This is a genomic window from Psychrobacter sp. HD31 (genome assembly GCF_051097895.1).
Classification (GTDB): domain Bacteria; phylum Pseudomonadota; class Gammaproteobacteria; order Pseudomonadales; family Moraxellaceae; genus Psychrobacter.
Genome location: NZ_CP142525.1, coordinates 843,775 through 862,207 on the forward strand (window position 1 = coordinate 843,775; position 18,433 = coordinate 862,207).

At 37.9% G+C, this 18,433-nt stretch carries 18 protein-coding genes and 1 tRNA gene; 10 read left to right on the forward strand and 9 right to left on the reverse strand.

Annotation, left to right across the window (positions count from 1 at the left end):
* Nucleotides 1-26: 26 nt before the first annotated feature.
* The 5 genes from VH441_RS03605 to rimO form a co-directional block, all read right to left on the reverse strand.
* Nucleotides 27-848 (reverse strand): phosphatidate cytidylyltransferase, encoded by an 822-nt coding sequence (locus tag VH441_RS03605; RefSeq protein WP_434354118.1) that lies wholly within the window; start codon nucleotides 846-848, stop codon nucleotides 27-29.
* 78 nt (nucleotides 849-926) lie between these two features.
* Nucleotides 927-1,670, reverse strand: a complete 744-nt coding sequence (uppS, locus tag VH441_RS03610) for a polyprenyl diphosphate synthase (protein ID WP_434354119.1) — start codon at nucleotides 1,668-1,670, stop codon at nucleotides 927-929.
* A 91-nt stretch (nucleotides 1,671-1,761) separates the two neighbouring features.
* Nucleotides 1,762-2,316 (reverse strand): ribosome recycling factor, encoded by a 555-nt coding sequence (frr, locus tag VH441_RS03615; protein WP_434354120.1) that lies wholly within the window; start codon nucleotides 2,314-2,316, stop codon nucleotides 1,762-1,764.
* 73 nt (nucleotides 2,317-2,389) lie between these two features.
* Nucleotides 2,390-3,115, reverse strand: a complete 726-nt coding sequence (gene pyrH, locus VH441_RS03620; RefSeq protein ID WP_434354121.1) for a UMP kinase — start codon at nucleotides 3,113-3,115, stop codon at nucleotides 2,390-2,392.
* A 136-nt stretch (nucleotides 3,116-3,251) separates the two neighbouring features.
* Nucleotides 3,252-4,796, reverse strand: a complete 1,545-nt coding sequence (gene rimO / locus VH441_RS03625; protein WP_434354122.1) for a 30S ribosomal protein S12 methylthiotransferase RimO — start codon at nucleotides 4,794-4,796, stop codon at nucleotides 3,252-3,254.
* Nucleotides 4,797-5,059: 263 nt separating this feature from the next.
* Here rimO and glnL point away from each other — a divergent pair, with 263 nt between their 5' ends.
* From glnL to VH441_RS03645, 4 genes are all read left to right on the forward strand, one after another.
* Nucleotides 5,060-6,307, forward strand: coding sequence for a nitrogen regulation protein NR(II) (gene glnL / locus VH441_RS03630; RefSeq protein WP_434354123.1), 1,248 nt, complete (start codon nucleotides 5,060-5,062; stop codon nucleotides 6,305-6,307).
* A gap of 79 nt (nucleotides 6,308-6,386) precedes the next feature.
* Entirely contained in the window at nucleotides 6,387-8,039 is a 1,653-nt protein-coding gene (locus VH441_RS03635) for a sigma 54-interacting transcriptional regulator (protein WP_434354124.1), read from the forward strand.
* Nucleotides 8,040-8,232: 193 nt separating this feature from the next.
* Nucleotides 8,233-8,418 carry a hypothetical protein gene (locus VH441_RS03640; protein WP_434354125.1) on the forward strand — a complete coding sequence of 62 codons (186 nt, stop codon included), beginning with the start codon at nucleotides 8,233-8,235 and terminating at the stop codon, nucleotides 8,416-8,418.
* Nucleotides 8,419-8,574: 156 nt separating this feature from the next.
* Nucleotides 8,575-8,659: transfer RNA gene (locus VH441_RS03645), tRNA-Leu, on the forward strand.
* Between the two features lie 248 nt (nucleotides 8,660-8,907).
* On the opposite strand, the gene VH441_RS03650 is transcribed toward VH441_RS03645, so the two are convergent.
* Nucleotides 8,908-9,492, reverse strand: coding sequence for a hypothetical protein (locus VH441_RS03650; RefSeq protein WP_434354126.1), 585 nt, complete (start codon nucleotides 9,490-9,492; stop codon nucleotides 8,908-8,910).
* 149 nt (nucleotides 9,493-9,641) lie between these two features.
* Here VH441_RS03650 and VH441_RS03655 point away from each other — a divergent pair, with 149 nt between their 5' ends.
* Nucleotides 9,642-10,562 carry an ATP-binding protein gene (locus VH441_RS03655; RefSeq protein ID WP_434354127.1) on the forward strand — a complete coding sequence of 307 codons (921 nt, stop codon included), beginning with the start codon at nucleotides 9,642-9,644 and terminating at the stop codon, nucleotides 10,560-10,562.
* Nucleotides 10,563-10,653: 91 nt separating this feature from the next.
* On the opposite strand, the gene VH441_RS03660 is transcribed toward VH441_RS03655, so the two are convergent.
* Nucleotides 10,654-11,514 (reverse strand): LysR family transcriptional regulator, encoded by an 861-nt coding sequence (locus tag VH441_RS03660; protein ID WP_434354128.1) that lies wholly within the window; start codon nucleotides 11,512-11,514, stop codon nucleotides 10,654-10,656.
* 181 nt (nucleotides 11,515-11,695) lie between these two features.
* Between VH441_RS03660 and VH441_RS03665 the strand changes: the two genes are divergently transcribed.
* Nucleotides 11,696-12,379 carry a glutathione S-transferase family protein gene (locus VH441_RS03665; protein ID WP_434354129.1) on the forward strand — a complete coding sequence of 228 codons (684 nt, stop codon included), beginning with the start codon at nucleotides 11,696-11,698 and terminating at the stop codon, nucleotides 12,377-12,379.
* Between the two features lie 159 nt (nucleotides 12,380-12,538).
* Here VH441_RS03665 and ndk read toward each other — a convergent pair whose 3' ends face one another.
* Nucleotides 12,539-12,970: a nucleoside-diphosphate kinase gene (gene ndk / locus VH441_RS03670; protein ID WP_434354130.1), complete on the reverse strand. Its 432-nt coding sequence runs from the start codon at nucleotides 12,968-12,970 to the stop codon at nucleotides 12,539-12,541.
* A gap of 290 nt (nucleotides 12,971-13,260) precedes the next feature.
* Here ndk and VH441_RS03675 point away from each other — a divergent pair, with 290 nt between their 5' ends.
* The 3 genes from VH441_RS03675 (at nucleotide 13,261) to ybeY (ending at nucleotide 16,082) form a co-directional block, all read left to right on the forward strand.
* Nucleotides 13,261-14,100 (forward strand): phosphodiester glycosidase family protein, encoded by an 840-nt coding sequence (locus VH441_RS03675; RefSeq protein ID WP_434354131.1) that lies wholly within the window; start codon nucleotides 13,261-13,263, stop codon nucleotides 14,098-14,100.
* Nucleotides 14,101-14,273: 173 nt separating this feature from the next.
* A complete protein-coding gene (gene ychF, locus VH441_RS03680) occupies nucleotides 14,274-15,365 on the forward strand; it encodes a redox-regulated ATPase YchF (protein WP_434354132.1) in 1,092 nt (363 codons plus the stop codon).
* A gap of 159 nt (nucleotides 15,366-15,524) precedes the next feature.
* Nucleotides 15,525-16,082 carry an rRNA maturation RNase YbeY gene (gene ybeY, locus VH441_RS03685; protein ID WP_434354133.1) on the forward strand — a complete coding sequence of 186 codons (558 nt, stop codon included), beginning with the start codon at nucleotides 15,525-15,527 and terminating at the stop codon, nucleotides 16,080-16,082.
* A gap of 111 nt (nucleotides 16,083-16,193) precedes the next feature.
* Here the strand turns inward: ybeY and VH441_RS03690 are convergent, their stop codons facing one another.
* Nucleotides 16,194-17,015: a mechanosensitive ion channel family protein gene (locus VH441_RS03690; RefSeq protein WP_434354134.1), complete on the reverse strand. Its 822-nt coding sequence runs from the start codon at nucleotides 17,013-17,015 to the stop codon at nucleotides 16,194-16,196.
* A gap of 435 nt (nucleotides 17,016-17,450) precedes the next feature.
* On the opposite strand from VH441_RS03690, the gene VH441_RS03695 reads away from it, so the two are divergent.
* Entirely contained in the window at nucleotides 17,451-18,212 is a 762-nt protein-coding gene (locus VH441_RS03695) for a hypothetical protein (RefSeq protein WP_434354135.1), read from the forward strand.
* Nucleotides 18,213-18,433 lie beyond the last annotated feature (221 nt).

Sequence of the window (18,433 nt, forward strand, 5' to 3'; positions counted from 1 at the left end):
TTGATAAGTTAAGTTAACTATAGTTGCTAAATTATAAATTGTTGTATTGCCCAATATCCTAATGCAAAAATTGGCATTGCCGAAAGCTGTGAGTCAATACGGTCTAAGATGCCCCCATGCCCTGGTAATATTGAGCCAGAATCTTTAATGCCAACTTGCCGTTTAAACATAGACTCTAATAAATCACCAAATACTGACGCAATAATAGTTAATAATGACAGTAAAACAAAAAACACCAATGCCAAGCCCGTATAATCTAGCTTGAATGTGACAACCAACAATACAGCAATTAATCCCGTTGCTAAACCACCAAATAAGCCTTCCATACTTTTATTGGGCGACACGCTGGGTGCCATTTTATGTTTACCAAATTTTCTGCCTACAAAATATGCGCCAGTATCAGCACTCCACACCAACACAAACACATACATCAACCACCAAGGAGATAACGACCACAAATAGAACATTGCCGTCATTGCCGCAGTCATTAATATCACACCAACAAGGGTTAAGCGAGAATCAAACCAACTGATTTTTTTAGGATACTGCAGAATCCAGATAACGGCAAACAACCAAACAATAATAGATGCTGACCACCAGCCTACCCAACTAACAGGAAACGCCAAAGAAACAACATTAATAACCAACACCGTTGCTACATAAAACGTTGGGGTATGAACCATGCTTGTGGTTGTTGCAGGCTTTGGTAAAAATTGAGTCCACTCTTGTGCTGCAAGGGCAATCCCAACAATCAGCATTGCAATAAATAGATAGGGTGAGCTGCTTGCAAACATCGCCAAACCAACAATGAGAACCAAGATTAATGCTGTTTGGATACGTTGCCACATGTCAGAGATACCTTTTAAATTAAATCGTTAAAACTGCTTACGCTTTTACGTGTTTATTGTTATTTTTGCTATTATAGATTAAGTTTTATTTTCTATTTGTTCACTGGTCTTTCCAAACCGACGTTGGCGATTAGCAAACTCTACCATCATGTTTTCAAGCTCTTTATCAGTAAAGTCTGGCCATAATGTATCGGTAAAAAATAATTCTGCATAAGCAGATTGCCATAACAAAAAGTTTGAAATGCGATACTCACCACCAGTTCTGATAAGCATATCGACATCAGGTATATCGGCAAGTTCTACACAGTTACCCAGTGTGTTTACGTTGATATCTTTGACATCAACCTGACCACTAACTGCTTTTTTGGCAAGCTGTTTGGCTGCATTCGCAATATCCCACTGGCCGCCATAGCTAATGGCTATCACCAGTGTCATGGCATCATAATGGGCGGTTTTTTCTTCTGCTTGCGCCATCAACTTTTGTAAGCCTATGTCTAATTGGCTTCTGTCACCAATAAAACGCAAACGAACCTGATAATTGTCCATTTTAGGGATTTGCTCATGGATGCTTTGTTCAAGTAAGTGCATTAGCAAGGCGACTTCATCGGCAGGACGTTGCCAATTTTCGCTAGAAAAGGCAAAAACAGTCAGCACGTCTACGCCTTTGTTTAGACAAAACTCAACAATTGGGTCTAAGGCATCTTTGCCTTTAACGTGCCCTTCTCCTGTTGCTAAGCTATTTGCTTTACCATAACGATTATTACCATCCATGATGATGGCAATGTGCTTAGGGATAGAAGAAGAAAAAGATGGTTGACTCATAAAGAACACATGTTAGGTAAATTTAACAAACAAATCATTGAATGTACTTCGACATCCAATGATTCAATCATACAACGAATAAAACTGATAATTAAACTTCCATCAGCTCATTTTCTTTTTTCTCTAAGTTCTCATCGATGGTGGCGATAAACTTATCGGTAATTTTTTGGATGTCATCACCTGCTCTACGCTCTTCATCTTCTGAAATTTCTTTCTCTTTTGCTAAATCTTTAATATCACCTAGCATATCACGGCGGATATTGCGGATTGATACGCGACTGTTTTCTGCTTCGCTACGAGCAAGTTTTTGCATATCACGGCGTGTTTCTTCGGTCAGTGCAGGCATTGGCACACGAATCACATCGGCTGTCATTGGGTTTAACCCTAAATCTGCCTCACGGATTGCTTTATCAATTGCTTCAACCATGGTACGGTCAAATGGCTGCACCAATAGTGTACGTGCATCTTCTGCACTCACGTTAGCGACTTGGTTAAGCGGCGTATCTGCGCCGTAGTAGCTAACCATAATGCCATTTAAAATACTTGGATGCGCACGACCTGTACGGATTTTTTGAAACGCATTATCAAGAGCTTCTAGCGTTTTGCTCATACGGCTTTCGCCATCTTGTTTAATTTCATTAATCATGGATGATTCCTATTTATTTATAATCAAATCTGTTTTTAAACATGGGGGTTTTATTTGTAATAAAAACGCTTCACTATTGTGATACATAAGTGCCTTCATTTTCACCCGTAATCACATTAATTAAGGCGTAGTTTTTGTTCATATCAAATACTTGCAAAGGCACATTGTGCTCACGCAATAAAGCAATGGCAGTTAAGTCCATAACGCCTAGTTTTTGCTCTAAAACTTCGTCAAACGTTAGGCTATTATATTTTTTAGCATCATCATTGATTGCTGGGTCTTTATCATAAACGCCATCCACTTTAGTTGCTTTTAAAATCAAGTCTGCTTCAATTTCAATACCACGTAGGCAAGCTGCTGTATCAGTAGTAAAGAACGGATTACCTGTACCAGCAACAAAGATACAAACTTCGCCTGCTGTTAAATATCGGTTTGCATTGCGGCTGCTAAAACCTTCTGTCACTTCACCAATTGGCAAAGCAGACAATAAACGAGTTTTAATATTACGACGCTCTAAGGCATCTCGCATTGCCAGTCCATTCATCACAGTAGCAAGCATGCCCATTTGGTCACCCGTGACACGCCCCACTAAACCTTGCTTTTGTAGCTCTGCACCGCGATAAATGTTACCACCACCCACAACAATGCCTACCTGCACACCTAAACCACAAAGATGCGCAATATCAAGGCTCATTTTATTTAATACATCTGCATTAATGCCCATTCCTTGACCGCCAGCTAACGCCTCGCCAGATAGTTTTAATAAAATACGATTATAGCTTGGGGTTTTATCAGACATACGCCACCTTTTATGTTATGTTTTTACAAGATAAAATTTAGTTTTTGACCAGTAAAGTCAATTTTATGTAAATCTTAGGGATTTTAACAAAATTTACAGATTTTTAATACCAATTTATGTATACAGGACTTTCAAATTACACAAAACTGGCAAACAAATCATACTCACTTGCCTCGTCGATGGTTACCGTTAAATACTGCCCAACTTTAACATTTTGATTAATATTATCCACATAAACATGCCCATCAATTTCTGGAGCATCGGCATAGCTGCGACAAATGGCAATATTTTCAACACTGTCTATCTCATCAATTAACACACGCATGGTACGCCCAACTTTTTCTTGTAACTTTTGGGCAGAGATTTGCTGTTGCAATGCCATTAAACGGTTATAGCGGTCTTTTTTTGTCGCTTCTGGTACAGGGTTTGGTAACTCATTGGCTTTTGCGCCTTCTACCTCAGAATAAGTAAAACAGCCCACTCTATCTAAACGAGCCTGTTTTAACCAATCTAACAAATATTCAAAGTCTTCTTCTGTTTCGCCAGGGAAACCAACCACAAAAGTAGAGCGGACAACGATTTCTGGGCATATTTCACGCCATTTTTGAATACGCTCTAGGGTGTTTTCACTATGTGCTGGGCGTTTCATTGCCTTAAGAACACTTGGGCTGGCATGTTGCAAAGGAATATCAAGATACGGCAATAAACCACCGTTTAATCCATTGTTACAAGGTTTCATTAATTCAACGACTTTATCCACATGTGGATATGGGTAGACATAATGTAAACGTACCCAAGTATCATTAAGCTTACCTAATTTTGCCATTGCCTGACACATATCAAAGAATTTTGATTTAAGCGGCATACCATCCCAAAAGGCAGTTTTATATTTTAAATCCAGCCCATATGCCGAGGTATCCTGAGAAATAACCAACAGTTCTTTAACGCCAGAATTTTGCAATGCTTTGGCTTCTGCCATTACTTTATCTACAGGAGTTGAGTCTAAATCGCCACGCAAACTTGGGATAATACAAAATGTACAACGATGATTACAGCCTTCAGAAATTTTAAGATACGCATAATGGCTTGGGGTGAGTTTAATACCCGCATCAATCAAATCTATTTTTGGATCATAATCTTCTTGGTTTTTTAGGTTGTCTGCTATCGGGGCATGTGTGTTAACCGCTGTAACCACTTCTTCATAAGCATGCGCGCCAGTAACCGACAGCACAGCTGGATGCATGGTTTTTATTTTTTCGGCATCTTTACCCAAACACCCTGTGACAATGACTTTACCGTTTTGATGGATTGCTTCTCCAATGGCATCTAATGATTCTTGAACAGCCGACTCAATAAACCCGCAGGTATTTACCACTACTAAATCTGCACCATCGTAATCGCCTGCCACATCATAACCACCTTTCGTTAACTCAGTGATAATACGCTCACTATCAACTAAGGCTTTAGGGCAACCTAAGGATACAAAACCGACTTTTGGGGCTTTATTTGTCACTGGTGTATTAGTCACCTGCTTGGCACTCTGCTCAAGCGTGCGATTTTGATTATGATTGGCTTTATGGTGGTAAGCTTGCGACTCTTGAGATTGGCTGGCGTTGCTGTGGTTAGCTTGCTGGCTATCATTTTTTGGGGTCGGGTTAAAAACCGAGACTGGGTTGGTCATAATGTTTAAAATAGATAACTAAAATTGCCGCAGATTTTAACATTTTTTGCATTGGTTTTATATGTTGGTTTTATAAAACCAAAAAACAGAGTACCACATACTTCACATCATCACTTTTAACAGCCTTGCACCAAATTAGTGCATATCTATCAAAATTAGGTTAGAATCGACTTAAAACAATGCAACTACTAAGTTAATCTTTAGGCACTATTTTTGCATGATGAAAAGTAAATAACATTAAAGAAAAGAGAAGCCACCCAATTATGATAAACAATAAGACAAACGATAAAAGCTATGCAAACAAATCGTTACAACCATTATTGTATGACAAATCGCTGTCACCTGTTTTTAATCATAGCTTTACATCAATGGTAGTAACAGATACAGATGGTCATATTAATTGGGTAAACATGGCATGCGAGCAACTACTAAACACCAGTGCAAAACAGCTGGTTGGACTGTCTATTTATGACATACTTTTGCCAAGCAAAAAAGACAATGGCATTAACTCATTAAAAACAGACTCAATACAAGCCCAGTTTGATAAAGCCAAAAACAGTTTTCAAGCCTTTGTTAGCTATGACCGTTGGATTACGGCTATTAAACAATCCTTATTTGTTGACTATAGCGTAACCCCCACCCTTAATGAGAATAAAACAGAGTTTTTAATAGAAATTTGGTCTAAAGATCGTCACCATCGCATATCGCAAGAGCACTTAGACCAACAACAGTATGACATTGCACGCAATATGTTGCGCTCGGTTGCACATGAAGTTAAAAACCCATTAGCGGGTATCCGAGGCGCAGCTCAATTACTAGAGCGACAATTAAAAAAACTGCAAATTCATGATGATAAAATCCAAACCTATGCCAATATCGTTATTAATGAGACAGACAGATTAAATCAACTCATTAAACAAATATTGGGGAGTCAGCAGCAACCAAATTGGCAGTCAATGAATGTACACATCCCCCTTGAACATGTATTAACATTAGCACACAGCCAAAACCCAGATTTAAAAATTATAAAAGATTATGATTTATCACTACCAGATGTTATTGCTGATAAAGACTTGCTTATCCAAGCCTTTTTAAACCTAACTACCAACGCCATAGAAGCGATGCAACAAAAGCAGGTTGAATTGCAAATGGCAAAAGAGACACTAGATAATACAACAGAATATCAACCAAAACTCACGATAAGCACTCGTGTTGAGTTTCAATACACCGTTGGTAATACCAAGCACAAACAAGTTGCAAAAATCAGCCTAACCGACAACGGGAATGGTATTGATGACGCCTTACTAAATAAAATATTTTTCCCTTTAGTCACTGGGCGTGCAGAAGGTACGGGTCTCGGCTTATCGATTGTGCAAAATATCATTCAACAACACCATGGACAAGTTGAGGTAAAATCTGCCAAAGGCAAAACAACCTTTAGTATTTATTTGCCTTTTTCTCATCCTAACCCTAAAAACGACCCAACAAAACACTTGAGCACCCTACCATAACCAAATGAGTTGATAGTATTATCGCTAATTTAAAGTAGGCAAAATAATCGCAATCAATACAATAATATAGGCAAAAACAATGAAAAAACACACAGCTACCGCTACGACCATGTGGTTAATTGATGATGATCCAGCCCTTCGCCTGGTTTTAGAGGATAACTTTGAAAGTGCCGATTTTAATGTCATTAGCTTTGCCCAGGCGCAAGGCGCATGGATGCGCTTAAATGAAATTAAACAGGGCAAACAACCTGACGATGAACTACCCGATGTGATTTTAACTGACATACGTATGCCAATGATGGATGGACTTAGCTTTAGTGATTGGGTTAACAAAAACTTTCCTGCCATTCCCGTTGTGATTATGACAGCGCACTCTGACTTAAAAGCCGCAGTCGATAGTTACCAAACCGGCGCTTTTGAATATTTACCCAAACCCTTTGATCTAGATGAAGCCATTACCATTGTCAATAAAGCAGTGGGCATAAAAGCAATGGCAAATACAAATAAAGATAAGCTCAGCAATACAAGTGAGCACAACAATAAAGAAAGCGCTAACGAAAATAAAACTGCCTCCCCAAAAAACAACGAACCTAAAGCACGAAAAAAACCCAAACAACAAAATTTAAACCCAAGTGGTATTATTGGGCAATCTGTTGCCATGCAAAATGTGTTTAGAGCGATTGGTCGACTTGCGCACTCACCGATTACCGTTTTAATCACGGGTGAATCTGGTACAGGTAAAGAGTTGGTTGCTCATGCCTTGCATGAAACCTCTCCACGCAACCAAAAACCGCTGATTGCCCTAAACATGGCTGCCATACCACATGATTTAATTGAGTCAGAACTATTTGGACATGAAAAAGGCGCATTTACAGGCGCAACAAACAGTCGGCAAGGTAGGTTTGAACAAGCAAATGGTGGCACATTGTTTTTGGATGAAATTGGCGACATGCCATTTAGCACGCAAACTCGTCTATTACGTGTGCTTGCTAATGGCGAATTTTTTAGAGTTGGTGGACAAAAACCCATTAAAGTGGATGTGCGTATTATTGCCGCAACACACCAAAATTTAGAAGAATTGGTTAAACAAGGAAAGTTTCGAGAAGACTTATTTTATCGGTTAAACGTTATTCGACTGCCCTTACCTGCTTTAAGAGAAAGAAAAGAAGATATTCCGACCTTAGTAGAGCACTTTTTATCCAAAGCCGCAAAAGAGCTTGACAGTAAACAAAAACTGATGAGTGATGAAGCCATGCAAGTGATGCGGCAATTTAACTGGCAAGGTAATGTTCGCCAATTAGAAAATGCTTGCCGATGGCTAACCGTTATGGCCGCTGGCGATACCGTGATGATTGAAGACTTACCACCAGAACTATTAGAATTTATACAGACTCAAACGCCTGATGAGCCACTGATATATGAGCAAGAGCAAATGGTAGGCTTAACAAATACTATTTCAAACAAAACGTTAAAACAACCTTTAACGCCCATTAGCAACAACGATTCCTCTAAAAATTGGGCTATCTATTTGCAGCAATGGGCAAATGCAACATTGCAAGCCGGCAAAAATGAAATTTTAAGCAGTGCGATGCCAACCTTTGAAACCGTCATGATTGACACAGCATTAACACATACCAAAGGTAACAAAGGCAAAGCAGCCGAACTACTTGGTTGGGGACGCAACACACTAACCCGAAAAATCCAACAGCTTGGATTAGACACAAAATGGTAGCTCTGATATTTTGACACTTACTATCGTAAATAACCTAGGGTTTTACCAACAGATAAGCATTGTTTTAAAAAAACTGACTTTTTATCAAAAACCTGTTATTTTGAATTGAACAATTTAATTAAAACTAAGACAAAAACGGATTACCCACTAACCGCCCATTTGCAAGGCTTTATTGATTTTCAAGGATGTAGACATGTCAACTAACCCATTTGAACAAAAAGAACTTAGCCTTTTATTAAATGCTGTACAAAGTTATAAAGTACAACAAGAAGAACAGTCCGCCAGTAGAAAGGCGAAAGGCTGGGACACCTCCGAGCAGTCTAAACGAGTGCAATTATTGGATGAGATAGAAGAAAAAATTTTCACCCTGTTAGATTAACCCTTTAATAAACAGTCATATAATATCTATTTTTATAAAAATAGATATTTTTTGTAAAAAAGTACTTGCCAACAAAATAAAAACCTATATAATACACATCCACTAAGACGCACTAACCAAGTGACAGACAGAAACAATTAATCTGTTAAACAATATGGGGCTGTGGTGGAATTGGTAGACACGCCAGATTTAGGTTCTGGTGCCGAAAGGTGTGAGAGTTCGAGTCTCTCCAGCCCCACCATCATTTAGTTAGTACGCAACGTTAAATTACCTGCTAAAAAGCAGGTTTTTTTGTGCCTGTAATTCTTTATTTATTAGCGATACCGTTTATGAGTGACATCGCTACTTATCTACGTCAACCCCTATCTAAAAATCACTATTCAATTAATGTAAACAGACATAAACCGCAGCCAATAAAAAAAAGCCGACTTGCGTTTTTATTCACAAATCGGCTGGTAGATTTTAATAACACTATTTTTAGTACAATTGCTATTGTTTTGGTTTTAGCATCAGCCAAAGCCCTTCGGTTGTCATCGCTGCTGAATAATCAATGTCATCCAATATCACACTTTGTTTTGCCTCGCCATTTTTTACAAAATCACTTGCTGTAAGGTTTAAAAGCTCAACAATTTTATCCATTACTTCATTTGTTTTAATGTCAGGGTTAATTGCTTTAGCGGTCATACCCCCCATCATTACTAAGCTGGTTAAGTCACTTTCTAGATTGTCCGTTTGTGCCAAAGCATAATCCACGGCTCTTAATTCACCATTTTTATCAACAACGCCAAACATGGTCGCATTTTTGCTTAGTCCAATCGTAAAGCTATCAAATTCATCCCCTTCTTCTAGCTCAACATGATTCCAATCAATGCCATTACCCAATGCCTTTGCCTGTGTAACCAAATTTTCTCTAAAAACTTCTGGGGTTACACCAAACGTTTTTTCTTGGGCAACCAATTCAACCGTTGTTTGGGTTAAGTCCTCTTTTGTCTCTTCTGTTGCGCTACTTGCTTTTTTGTCAGAGCAACCAACAATTAACAAGCAAGTTAAACTTAAAATAAAAATGTTTTTCATAACAACCCCTTTATACAGTTGCCTAGTATTTTAACATTGTCTAACCCTATAATAAAATCTCAAACCGTTAAGCCGCCATTGCATGATACCCTTTAAAATGGCACTATGATAAGCATCATTAAAAAGACACTGTTTAAACCGTCTCGCTTATGCCAAATATCAACCCAAAAAGCCTAACAACAGCAAACCTTACGTTACCAAGCAGTATGATAGACTTGCTAATGCAATATTTTGCAGAACAAACCAGCAAACATGTTGAAATTAACCCAAAGCAACTAGCCTACCGCTGGGTTGGTGGCATTAAAGGTAGCTTGCAGCCGATAGATGCCAATTTATTTTTATCGTTAGATGATTTGCTTGGCATTGAAACTCAAAAACAAAAAATTATTTTAAATACACGCCAGTTTTTGGCAGGCTTGCCAGCTAACCATGTTTTAATGACTGGTTCTAGAGGTACGGGTAAGTCTTCATTAGTACGTGCGTTGCTAAAAGATTTTAATAAAGATGGGCTAAGAGTTATTGAGGTTGCAAGAGATGACCTGCACGTATTAGATAAAATCCGTGCGGCGATTAGTAAATTATCTGACAATCGTAATAACAATATCGAAAATAATTGCCGTTATATTATTTATTGTGATGACTTGGCATTTAATAAACAAGATGAAAACTATCGAACGTTAAAAAGTTTACTAGATGGTGCCTTAGACTCAGAACAAGATAAGCTGCTCGTTTATGCTACCAGCAACCGTCGGCACCTACTACCACAAATGATGAAGGACAATTTAGACATCTACAATGGGCAAACCGATGAAGTTAACCCTTTTGAAACCATTGATGAAACTGTGTCATTATCCGACCGTTTTGGGCTTTGGCTATCTTTTTATCCAATGAACCAGCAAACCTATTTAGACATTGCAAAACACTATGTATTGGCAGAAAATATTGAGTGGACAGCAGATACAGAAGCAAGCGCATTACGTCATGCCTCTGAACGTGGTGGACGCTCTGGTCGTATTGCTTATCAATTTAGTAGGCACTATGTAGGAAAAACCAAACTAGCAAAACTTTAAATATATTGCCAAACCTAGCGATCGTTAGTTGATGTAGTTAATGACTTATTTTAAGCATCGCTAAAGCTCATTTGCGTATTAAAAACGCTGTTTAATCTAAAGTATATGTTTTAGCCACCGCTGCGACTTGAGCACGCCCAAAACCTGGGTGGGCATTTGCTGATAATACCAGTTCAATAGTTACCTCGGGCAAAAAGGGCAATAAAAACGGGCAATCATTTTGATTAATGGCGTGCAAGCCTGACAAGCTAACCTCTGCCATAGTTGTAATACCCCGCCCACTTTTTACCAAACTTACAATAGCACTGGCACTGCTTGATATGGCTGCTATCTCATAAGCTTTACCCATTTTATTAAATCCATCAACCGCAGCATGATAAAAATGGCAAGTCTTATCATACAAAACCAATGGGATTTTAGGTTGATTAAATAAAGCTTGGAGAGCTTGTTTATTGCCGTTATACCCCCACACGCCCCGATCGTTTTGCAAAAAATAGCCTTCATTTTGCGACTTACTGGTAACAATGGCAACATCAATATCACCGTTATCCATTTGCTTACGTAAGCCTGCCGAGTTATCACAGCGGATATCAATACTCAAATCTGGGGCAACCTGTTTAATACCCGCTACTACTTTTGGTAAAATCTTATCAACATAATCGTCTGGGCAACCTAAAATCAAAGGGCGGGAACTATTTTTACGTTGTAGTTGTATTAATGCATCATCATTTAAACTCACCAGTTGACGTGCATAGCCCAGTAAAAACCGACCATCATCGGTTAGCATCAGTTTACGCCCAGCCTTTACAAACAAAACCTTGCCTGTTTGTTCTTCTAGTTTTTTCATTTGTTGGCTTATGGCACTTTGAGTACGGTGTACCTGTAAGGAAGCACGCGTAAAGCTCCCTGTTTCTACAAAAGCAATGTAACTGCGTAAGGCTTCTATATCCATGACTATATTACCAATTGATGACCATTGAATTTTTATTGTACAAGATTATTTCAAAATAACGTATTAGACTTGTTAATAGCTACTATTAATAACTATCGTTGGTTAATACATGGTTTTTATTTCATAATCAAATTTCATCCACCTTCTTAGCAATTAACATTAAACGAATGGAATTTTAATTATGAACTTATCTAACAAACCGCAGTTAGTTATCGGTAATAAAAACTACTCTACTTGGTCATTAAGGGCTTGGCTCGCCCTACACGCATTTGGTATTGAGTTTGAGGAGATTCAAATAGAGTTATTTAGTGACTCTGCCAAGCCAATTTTGCAACAGTACAGCCCAACAGGCAAAGTACCAGCATACAAGGATGCCAACAGTATGGTTTGGGACAGCCTTGCAATCGCTGGCTTTTTAGCCAATAAGTTTAAAGACAAAAACATGTGGGGCAACCACCCTGACATTTGCCATAGTCTAGTGGCAGAAATGCATTCAGGATTTTTAGCTCTACGGAACGAAATGCCAATGAACATAAGAGCCAAAAGGCAAATAATGCCTAGTCAAGCCTGTTTAAATGACATTAACAGAGTTGAGCAAATCTTTAACAAGTATCGAAAAGAATTTGTAAATGAGGGAGACTATCTTTTGGGGAGTCTTAGCCTGGCTGATGTGTTTTTTGCCCCCCTAGCATTTAGGTTTAAAACTTATAACCACTATTCTGATATCCAATTGAATCAAATATCACAAACTTATATCAATACCCTACTTACGCATCCAAGCATGCAATTATGGCAACAACAGGCATTAACAGAAACATCCGTTATCAAACACGATGAAACCGGCATGGATGTCCAAAATGTCTAAGTACAAAAATTAAGTGCGGTAAGTTAAAGGAGCTATAAATAAAAGCGCAGTAAGTCATAACCACATCGCACCAATATCTTTGTTTAACAATATTGTTAGCACATAAAAAAAGCCTGTATAAACAGGCTTTTTAAAACTTAGCTTACTACACGCACATAATTAACGAGTACGTGGGCAAATTTCTTCATCTTTAAAGAAGTAAGCAATTTCACGTTCAGCTGATGTTGTTGCATCTGAACCATGCACTGCATTTTGGTCAATACTGGTTGCAAAGTCACGACGGATAGTACCTTCGGCTGCTTCTTGTGGGTTAGTTGCACCCATAATCTCACGGTGTGCCAGTACTGCGTTTTCACCTTCTAAAACCGAAACAACAACAGGACCAGATGTCATAAACGCTTTTAAGTCATTGTAAAATGGACGCTCTTTATGCTCTGCGTAAAAACCACCAGCTAGCTCATCATCTAAATGTAGCATTTTTGCTGCAACAATTTTTAGGCCTGCTTTTTCAAAACGTGCATAAATTTCGCCAATGTGGTTACCAGCAACAGCGTCTGGTTTAATAATTGATAAAGTACGTTCGATAGCCATAATGGACTCCTGTTTCGATATTACTAATGTTGTATAAAAAAATGTAGCTTTAATGAGTTTCTATTTACCCAAAAACTAATGCACATTATAATGAAATATAAACTAAATGGTAAGGTTTTATCACTTTTAATTATAAATCAAGCGGTTATTTTGCTCATTATGTAATTTTTATTTTTCATTATCATGACAACATTACAAGATTGCCCTGCTATAATACTGGTCTTAATAACTCATACACCCAAATTAACTCATTGTAAAATATAAAATCAAAACACTGTGTTGAGGCAAATTTGAAATACCCACAAAAACACCTAAAAAACTTATTACTTGCCAGCATAAGTACATCCATGGCGACCTTGCTAACCGCTTGCGGAAATTATGAAGCTACAAACAATGATTTGTTAGCCGCTTGCCAAATCGTCAATGAACCTTTTGCTTATTCTATTTGCCAAGCGGACTCTGCAAAGTTGCTTGATGAAAATAGCAAACTTGACCTACAACTTTTTTGGCGGGCAGGTGGTGATAACACTAACCAAAATGCCCAACCCCTTTTTACGTTTGAAGCAGCCCAAAACAGCCTAGCTAAAAACGCCACCTTACAATTTGCCACTAACGCTGGTATGTATAATGATGCCTTTGCTCCTATCGGCTACACCGTTATAAATGGTCAACAAGTTTTGTCATTAAACTTAAATGAGGGTGGTGGCAACTTTCACCTTTTACCAAATGGTGTTTTTTGGTGGGATGAAACAGGCTATTATGTTACCGAAAGCCAAACGATGGCTACCAAATTAAAAAATGGTACAAAACCACTTTATGCAACTCAATCTGGACCAATGCTCGTCATTAATGGCAAAATTCATCCAAAATTTAAGCCAGATAGTACCTCAAAAAAAATACGCAATGGTGTGGGTATTTGTGAACATGAGGGCAAACAAACAATTAAATTTGTAACCAGTGCCTCCGTTGTTAATTTTTATGAGTTTGCTCACCTTTTTAAAAATGAGTTAAATTGTAAAAATGCTTTATTTTTTGATGGTGGTATCGCCTCTGCACTGTATGCGCCAACAATCAATCGTCATGACAAGAAAAACATGGGTGTGATGGTTGGTCTTGTTGAAACTCAATAACAGCCTAACATGCCATTAAATCACCTCGTTTAAATCACCCAGCTTTATCGTTTAATCATAATTGCACAACCAAACATTTATAAACTCTACAAGCTGCAAAAGATTTGCTACAATACAGCACAAATTTTTATTCTAATTTTTTGATATTAAACTTTTATTAAGAGAGAACTCCTATGGGCTTTAACTGTGGTATCGTCGGCTTACCAAACGTCGGCAAATCAACCCTTTTTAACGCATTAACCAAAGCTGGCATTGCGGCAGAAAACTTCCCCTTTTGTACTAAAGACCCAAACACAGGTATCGTACCTGTACCAGACCCAAGGCTAGATAAACTTGCCGAAATCGTAAAACCAGAACGTGTCTTGCCAACCACCATGGAATTTGTGGATATTGCTGGCTTGGTTGCAGGGGCATCACAAGGTGAAGGCATGGGCAACCAGTTTTTAGGCAATATCCGAGAAACCGATGCCATCGCCCATGTGGTACGTTGTTTTGACAATGATAACGTTGTACACGTTGATGGCAGAGTCAGCCCACTAGATGATATTGAAACGATTAACACAGAACTTGCCTTGGCAGATTTAGAGGCGGTAACTCGCGCTATCACCAACCTTGCTAAAAAAGCAAAAGGTGGCGATAAAGAAGCCAAAGCCATGCTAACGGTTTTTGAAAAACTAGAGCCATTTTTATCAGAGGGCAAACCAGCTCGCCTTGCTGGGATTGATGAAGAAGAAAAGCACCTTATCAAAAGTTACGGTTTAATCACACTCAAACCAACCATGTACATCGCTAACGTGAATGAAGATGGCTTTGAAAACAACCCTTATCTAGATCAAGTACGTGAGCTTGCTAAAGATGAAGAAGCGGTAGTGATTCCACTATGCAACCAAATTGAAGCAGAAATTGCCCAGCTAGATGAAGAAGACAAAGCTGAGTTTTTAGAAACTTTAGGCTTTGATGAACCTGGCTTAAACCGTGTTATCCGTGGTGGGTATGAGTTATTAAACATGCAAACTTACTTTACCGCTGGTGTGAAAGAAGTACGTGCTTGGACAGTAAAAGTGGGTGCTACTGCGCCAGAAGCCGCGGGCGTTATCCATACTGATTTTGAAAAAGGCTTTATCCGTGCAGAAGTTATCAGCTATGATGACTTTATTGAATATGAAGGTGAGAAAGGCGCCGCTGCTGCTGGTAAGTCTCGCTTAGAAGGCAAAACTTACATCGTGCAAGATGGCGATGTGATGCACTTTAGGTTTAATGTTTAGTTTTAAATTATGTGTATGTAATGTAATATGTTTTTAACATGCTAGAATCTAAGCTGGGTTGTTACCCAGCTTATTTTTTACAATAGTAAAACTTTTATAACATAAAACATTAGTCGTTTTAGATAAAACCACGATTAAAAAAAATTAATATCAATCATCATGACAACTCCAATAACAAGCCCACTCATAAACCTAAACCATGCTAATCAAGTTTGTGCCAATACCATTGCAGAATTTTATCAACTAGACCAGCTGAAAAACATCATCGCTACCACGCTTGATGACATGCTCACCCGTGTTAAAAATGGACTAACCCTGCCCTACTTTGCTCATGTACATCAAGCCGATTTTGATAAAAAAATAGAACTCGATATTTACATCACAAACCCAACAGAAGGCAAACAACTTAACCACGAGGCACGAGGCAAAGACTACGCCACCAATATCTTATCGTATCCAAGTGACTTACCTGCTGAAATGCTAACCGTATTACCAAGCATCCCACTTGGAGAGTTGGTCATCTGCCATGAGGTTGTTGTACGCCAAGCAAACGAACAAGGCAAAACCATTGCTGACCACCTCACCCATTTACTGGTACATGGCACATTACATTTGCTAGGCTTTGACCACGAGTTGGGCGAAGATGAACGGATTGAAATGGAAGGTTTTGAAATTGATATTTTAACCAAATTAAATATTGCCAATCCATATGATTAACACCACCGTCATGGCAATAAGCATCGTACATAGAAAACCCTCACTTGCATTTGCTAATGAGGGTTTTAATCCATATGACAACCAGTTTAGTCGCTGGCATTTAAACAAACTTTAATTAAAGTTATCTTCTTCTTTAATAAGATGCACAGCACGTTGTGGTAAAGGTATCTCAATATTATGTCTATCTAGCGCATATTTTATTTCTTCTAATATATCAGAGCGCACTTGCAACCATGATTGGTTAGCTGTCCATGAACGCAACTCGATGTTTACCGAGTTATCACCAAGCCCCACAACATTAACCTCAGGAGCAGGATCAGAAAACACAGCATCATGGTTTGTAGCCACTGCCAAAATTACATCTTTTGCTACTTTAATATCAGCGTTATAACTAATACTAATCGTTAAATCAACTCGTCGATTTTGTAGAGAGGTAAAATTAGTGGTTGCATTGCTGGTTACTTCACTGTTAGGGATAATAACCTCATGGTTATTTAAAGTGATTAACCGAGTATTCATTAGGCTAATATCTCTTACTGTGCCTTGTAGCCCTTTAATGTCAACAAAATCACCACGGCTAAAAGGTCTAAAAACCACAATTAATACACCTGCTGCAAAATTTGATAATTGATCTTTTAACGAAAAACCAATCGCAACGGCTGCGGCACCTAAAATGGTAATCATAGATGAACTATCAACACCCAGCGTACTCAATACAATCATCATCAAAATTATGAGTAAAAAACCGTACAATACATTGCCCAAAAAGTTTGCAATCGTATCGTCCACTTTGCTACGTTCCATAACTTTTGTTGCAAAATCAACTATTTTTCTAGTTATCCACCGCCCCACAACAAAAATAACAATCGCAAAAGCGATACTTTTAGAGATGCTAACTATCAAATTCATATGTTCAGTCACATCAAAGTTCATTTTTTATCTCCAACATATTAAAAAACAAACATTTACCCATTGTAAATTAGGTGTTTTTTAATAAAAAACTGATGATGATTACACTACAAAATCTTCTAACTTTTAACCTCATATAATAAAGGTTGTTAAAAGAGATTAATGATAAATATTTTAATAAATTAATGTTTTTTAAATATTAAAAGTAACAAAGCTAGTGACCTTAGCCACTAGCTTTTTAATTCAAGTTTGGCTGGTATACTAGCAAAAAGCAAAGTTATATCAAACAATTTTAGATAACCTTACTAAAGAAAACCATTTTTTCTTTTTTTACTGGGCAGCAACAAAAACGTGCCATAGTAGCCATAATAACACTGATTTTTTGTCCATTACTACTTTTATCGATGATATATGTTATGCTATCAAACCTCATCATTGTTAAGCAATCAATTAAACTCTATGCAATTTAATAACCTATTCAACTTATGGCAGCGTATTAATCAACTTTTGCAAGAACCTATTGAAGCAGTTAGCCATCGAATTGATGATGAAATGCTGTTAACGGTTAGCCAAAAACAAATTAACGAGGCACTCCACAAATTTGTGACTCGCAATGTAAAAGCCATTTTAAACATGCGTATTGAACTTAATGATGGCTGGTTTCGCCTGTATTGTACTGTCAATATTGCCGGCATACATGCTCAAGTAGCCGGTAATTTTAAGCTGGTACATATCCAATTAGACCGTTATCACCAGCGGTTAGTTTTTGCGCAGCAAGGCAACACAGAGGTGTTAGAACTGCATGCCGCCTCTTATCTTAAGCGCATTGCCATTCAAAATGGTATTAAACTTTACCGTAAAATCACAGGGGATGACCCACTTGGCATGATCTTACAACGGATTAAACTTGCCCGAGTAAAAGACAACGTATTTTATATCGATATTGGTCGTTGGTTACGTAAAAATGAAAAAATTATGACCAATTTATATAAGTTTCAGGTTAATTATGGTGTTGTAGAACCAGAACAACTGGTTTTAAAATCACAAATTAACTTTAGGGATTTATTGGCAGGCAACGCCAGTGGCGATCTAATCACCGACAGTGACAACCCAGAACCTGAAAACGTAGAAGATGAGTTAGATAACCAACCAAACTCGGATACCAATATGGACAGTCAAACAGATAATACAAACAAAACAACAGAAAAAAACGTGGCTTAAATGATTTGTTTGTATTAACGCTGGTTAATATTGCCGTTAACGACTAACTTAAAATTACGATTATCCTTTGTTATTTTTTAGTGACTTTTTTTCACTAAAATTCACTACGCCTCTTCTTTCTTGTTCTCTCCTGTTCTCTCTTGCTCAAGTAGCATTTTAGCGGTATTATAAATTCATACTATTTTTACGGATTAATTTTGGTCTTTAAATTATGTAACCAA

What these genes read in the sequence shown, in the direction of transcription:
- VH441_RS03605 (WP_434354118.1), bottom strand. Translation starts at nt 848, where the DNA reads ATGTGGCAACGTATCCAAACAGCATTAATCTTGGTTCTCATTGTTGGT.
- uppS (WP_434354119.1), bottom strand. Translation starts at nt 1,670, where the DNA reads ATGAGTCAACCATCTTTTTCTTCTTCTATCCCTAAGCACATTGCCATC.
- frr (WP_434354120.1), bottom strand. Translation starts at nt 2,316, where the DNA reads ATGATTAATGAAATTAAACAAGATGGCGAAAGCCGTATGAGCAAAACG.
- pyrH (WP_434354121.1), bottom strand. Translation starts at nt 3,115, where the DNA reads ATGTCTGATAAAACCCCAAGCTATAATCGTATTTTATTAAAACTATCT.
- rimO (WP_434354122.1), bottom strand. Translation starts at nt 4,796, where the DNA reads ATGACCAACCCAGTCTCGGTTTTTAACCCGACCCCAAAAAATGATAGC.
- glnL (WP_434354123.1), top strand. Translation starts at nt 5,060, where the DNA reads ATGATAAACAATAAGACAAACGATAAAAGCTATGCAAACAAATCGTTA.
- VH441_RS03635 (WP_434354124.1), top strand. Translation starts at nt 6,387, where the DNA reads ATGAAAAAACACACAGCTACCGCTACGACCATGTGGTTAATTGATGAT.
- VH441_RS03640 (WP_434354125.1), top strand. Translation starts at nt 8,233, where the DNA reads ATGTCAACTAACCCATTTGAACAAAAAGAACTTAGCCTTTTATTAAAT.
- VH441_RS03650 (WP_434354126.1), bottom strand. Translation starts at nt 9,492, where the DNA reads ATGAAAAACATTTTTATTTTAAGTTTAACTTGCTTGTTAATTGTTGGT.
- VH441_RS03655 (WP_434354127.1), top strand. Translation starts at nt 9,642, where the DNA reads ATGCCAAATATCAACCCAAAAAGCCTAACAACAGCAAACCTTACGTTA.
- VH441_RS03660 (WP_434354128.1), bottom strand. Translation starts at nt 11,514, where the DNA reads ATGGATATAGAAGCCTTACGCAGTTACATTGCTTTTGTAGAAACAGGG.
- VH441_RS03665 (WP_434354129.1), top strand. Translation starts at nt 11,696, where the DNA reads ATGAACTTATCTAACAAACCGCAGTTAGTTATCGGTAATAAAAACTAC.
- ndk (WP_434354130.1), bottom strand. Translation starts at nt 12,970, where the DNA reads ATGGCTATCGAACGTACTTTATCAATTATTAAACCAGACGCTGTTGCT.
- ychF (WP_434354132.1), top strand. Translation starts at nt 14,274, where the DNA reads ATGGGCTTTAACTGTGGTATCGTCGGCTTACCAAACGTCGGCAAATCA.
- ybeY (WP_434354133.1), top strand. Translation starts at nt 15,525, where the DNA reads ATGACAACTCCAATAACAAGCCCACTCATAAACCTAAACCATGCTAAT.
- VH441_RS03690 (WP_434354134.1), bottom strand. Translation starts at nt 17,015, where the DNA reads ATGAACTTTGATGTGACTGAACATATGAATTTGATAGTTAGCATCTCT.
- VH441_RS03695 (WP_434354135.1), top strand. Translation starts at nt 17,451, where the DNA reads ATGCAATTTAATAACCTATTCAACTTATGGCAGCGTATTAATCAACTT.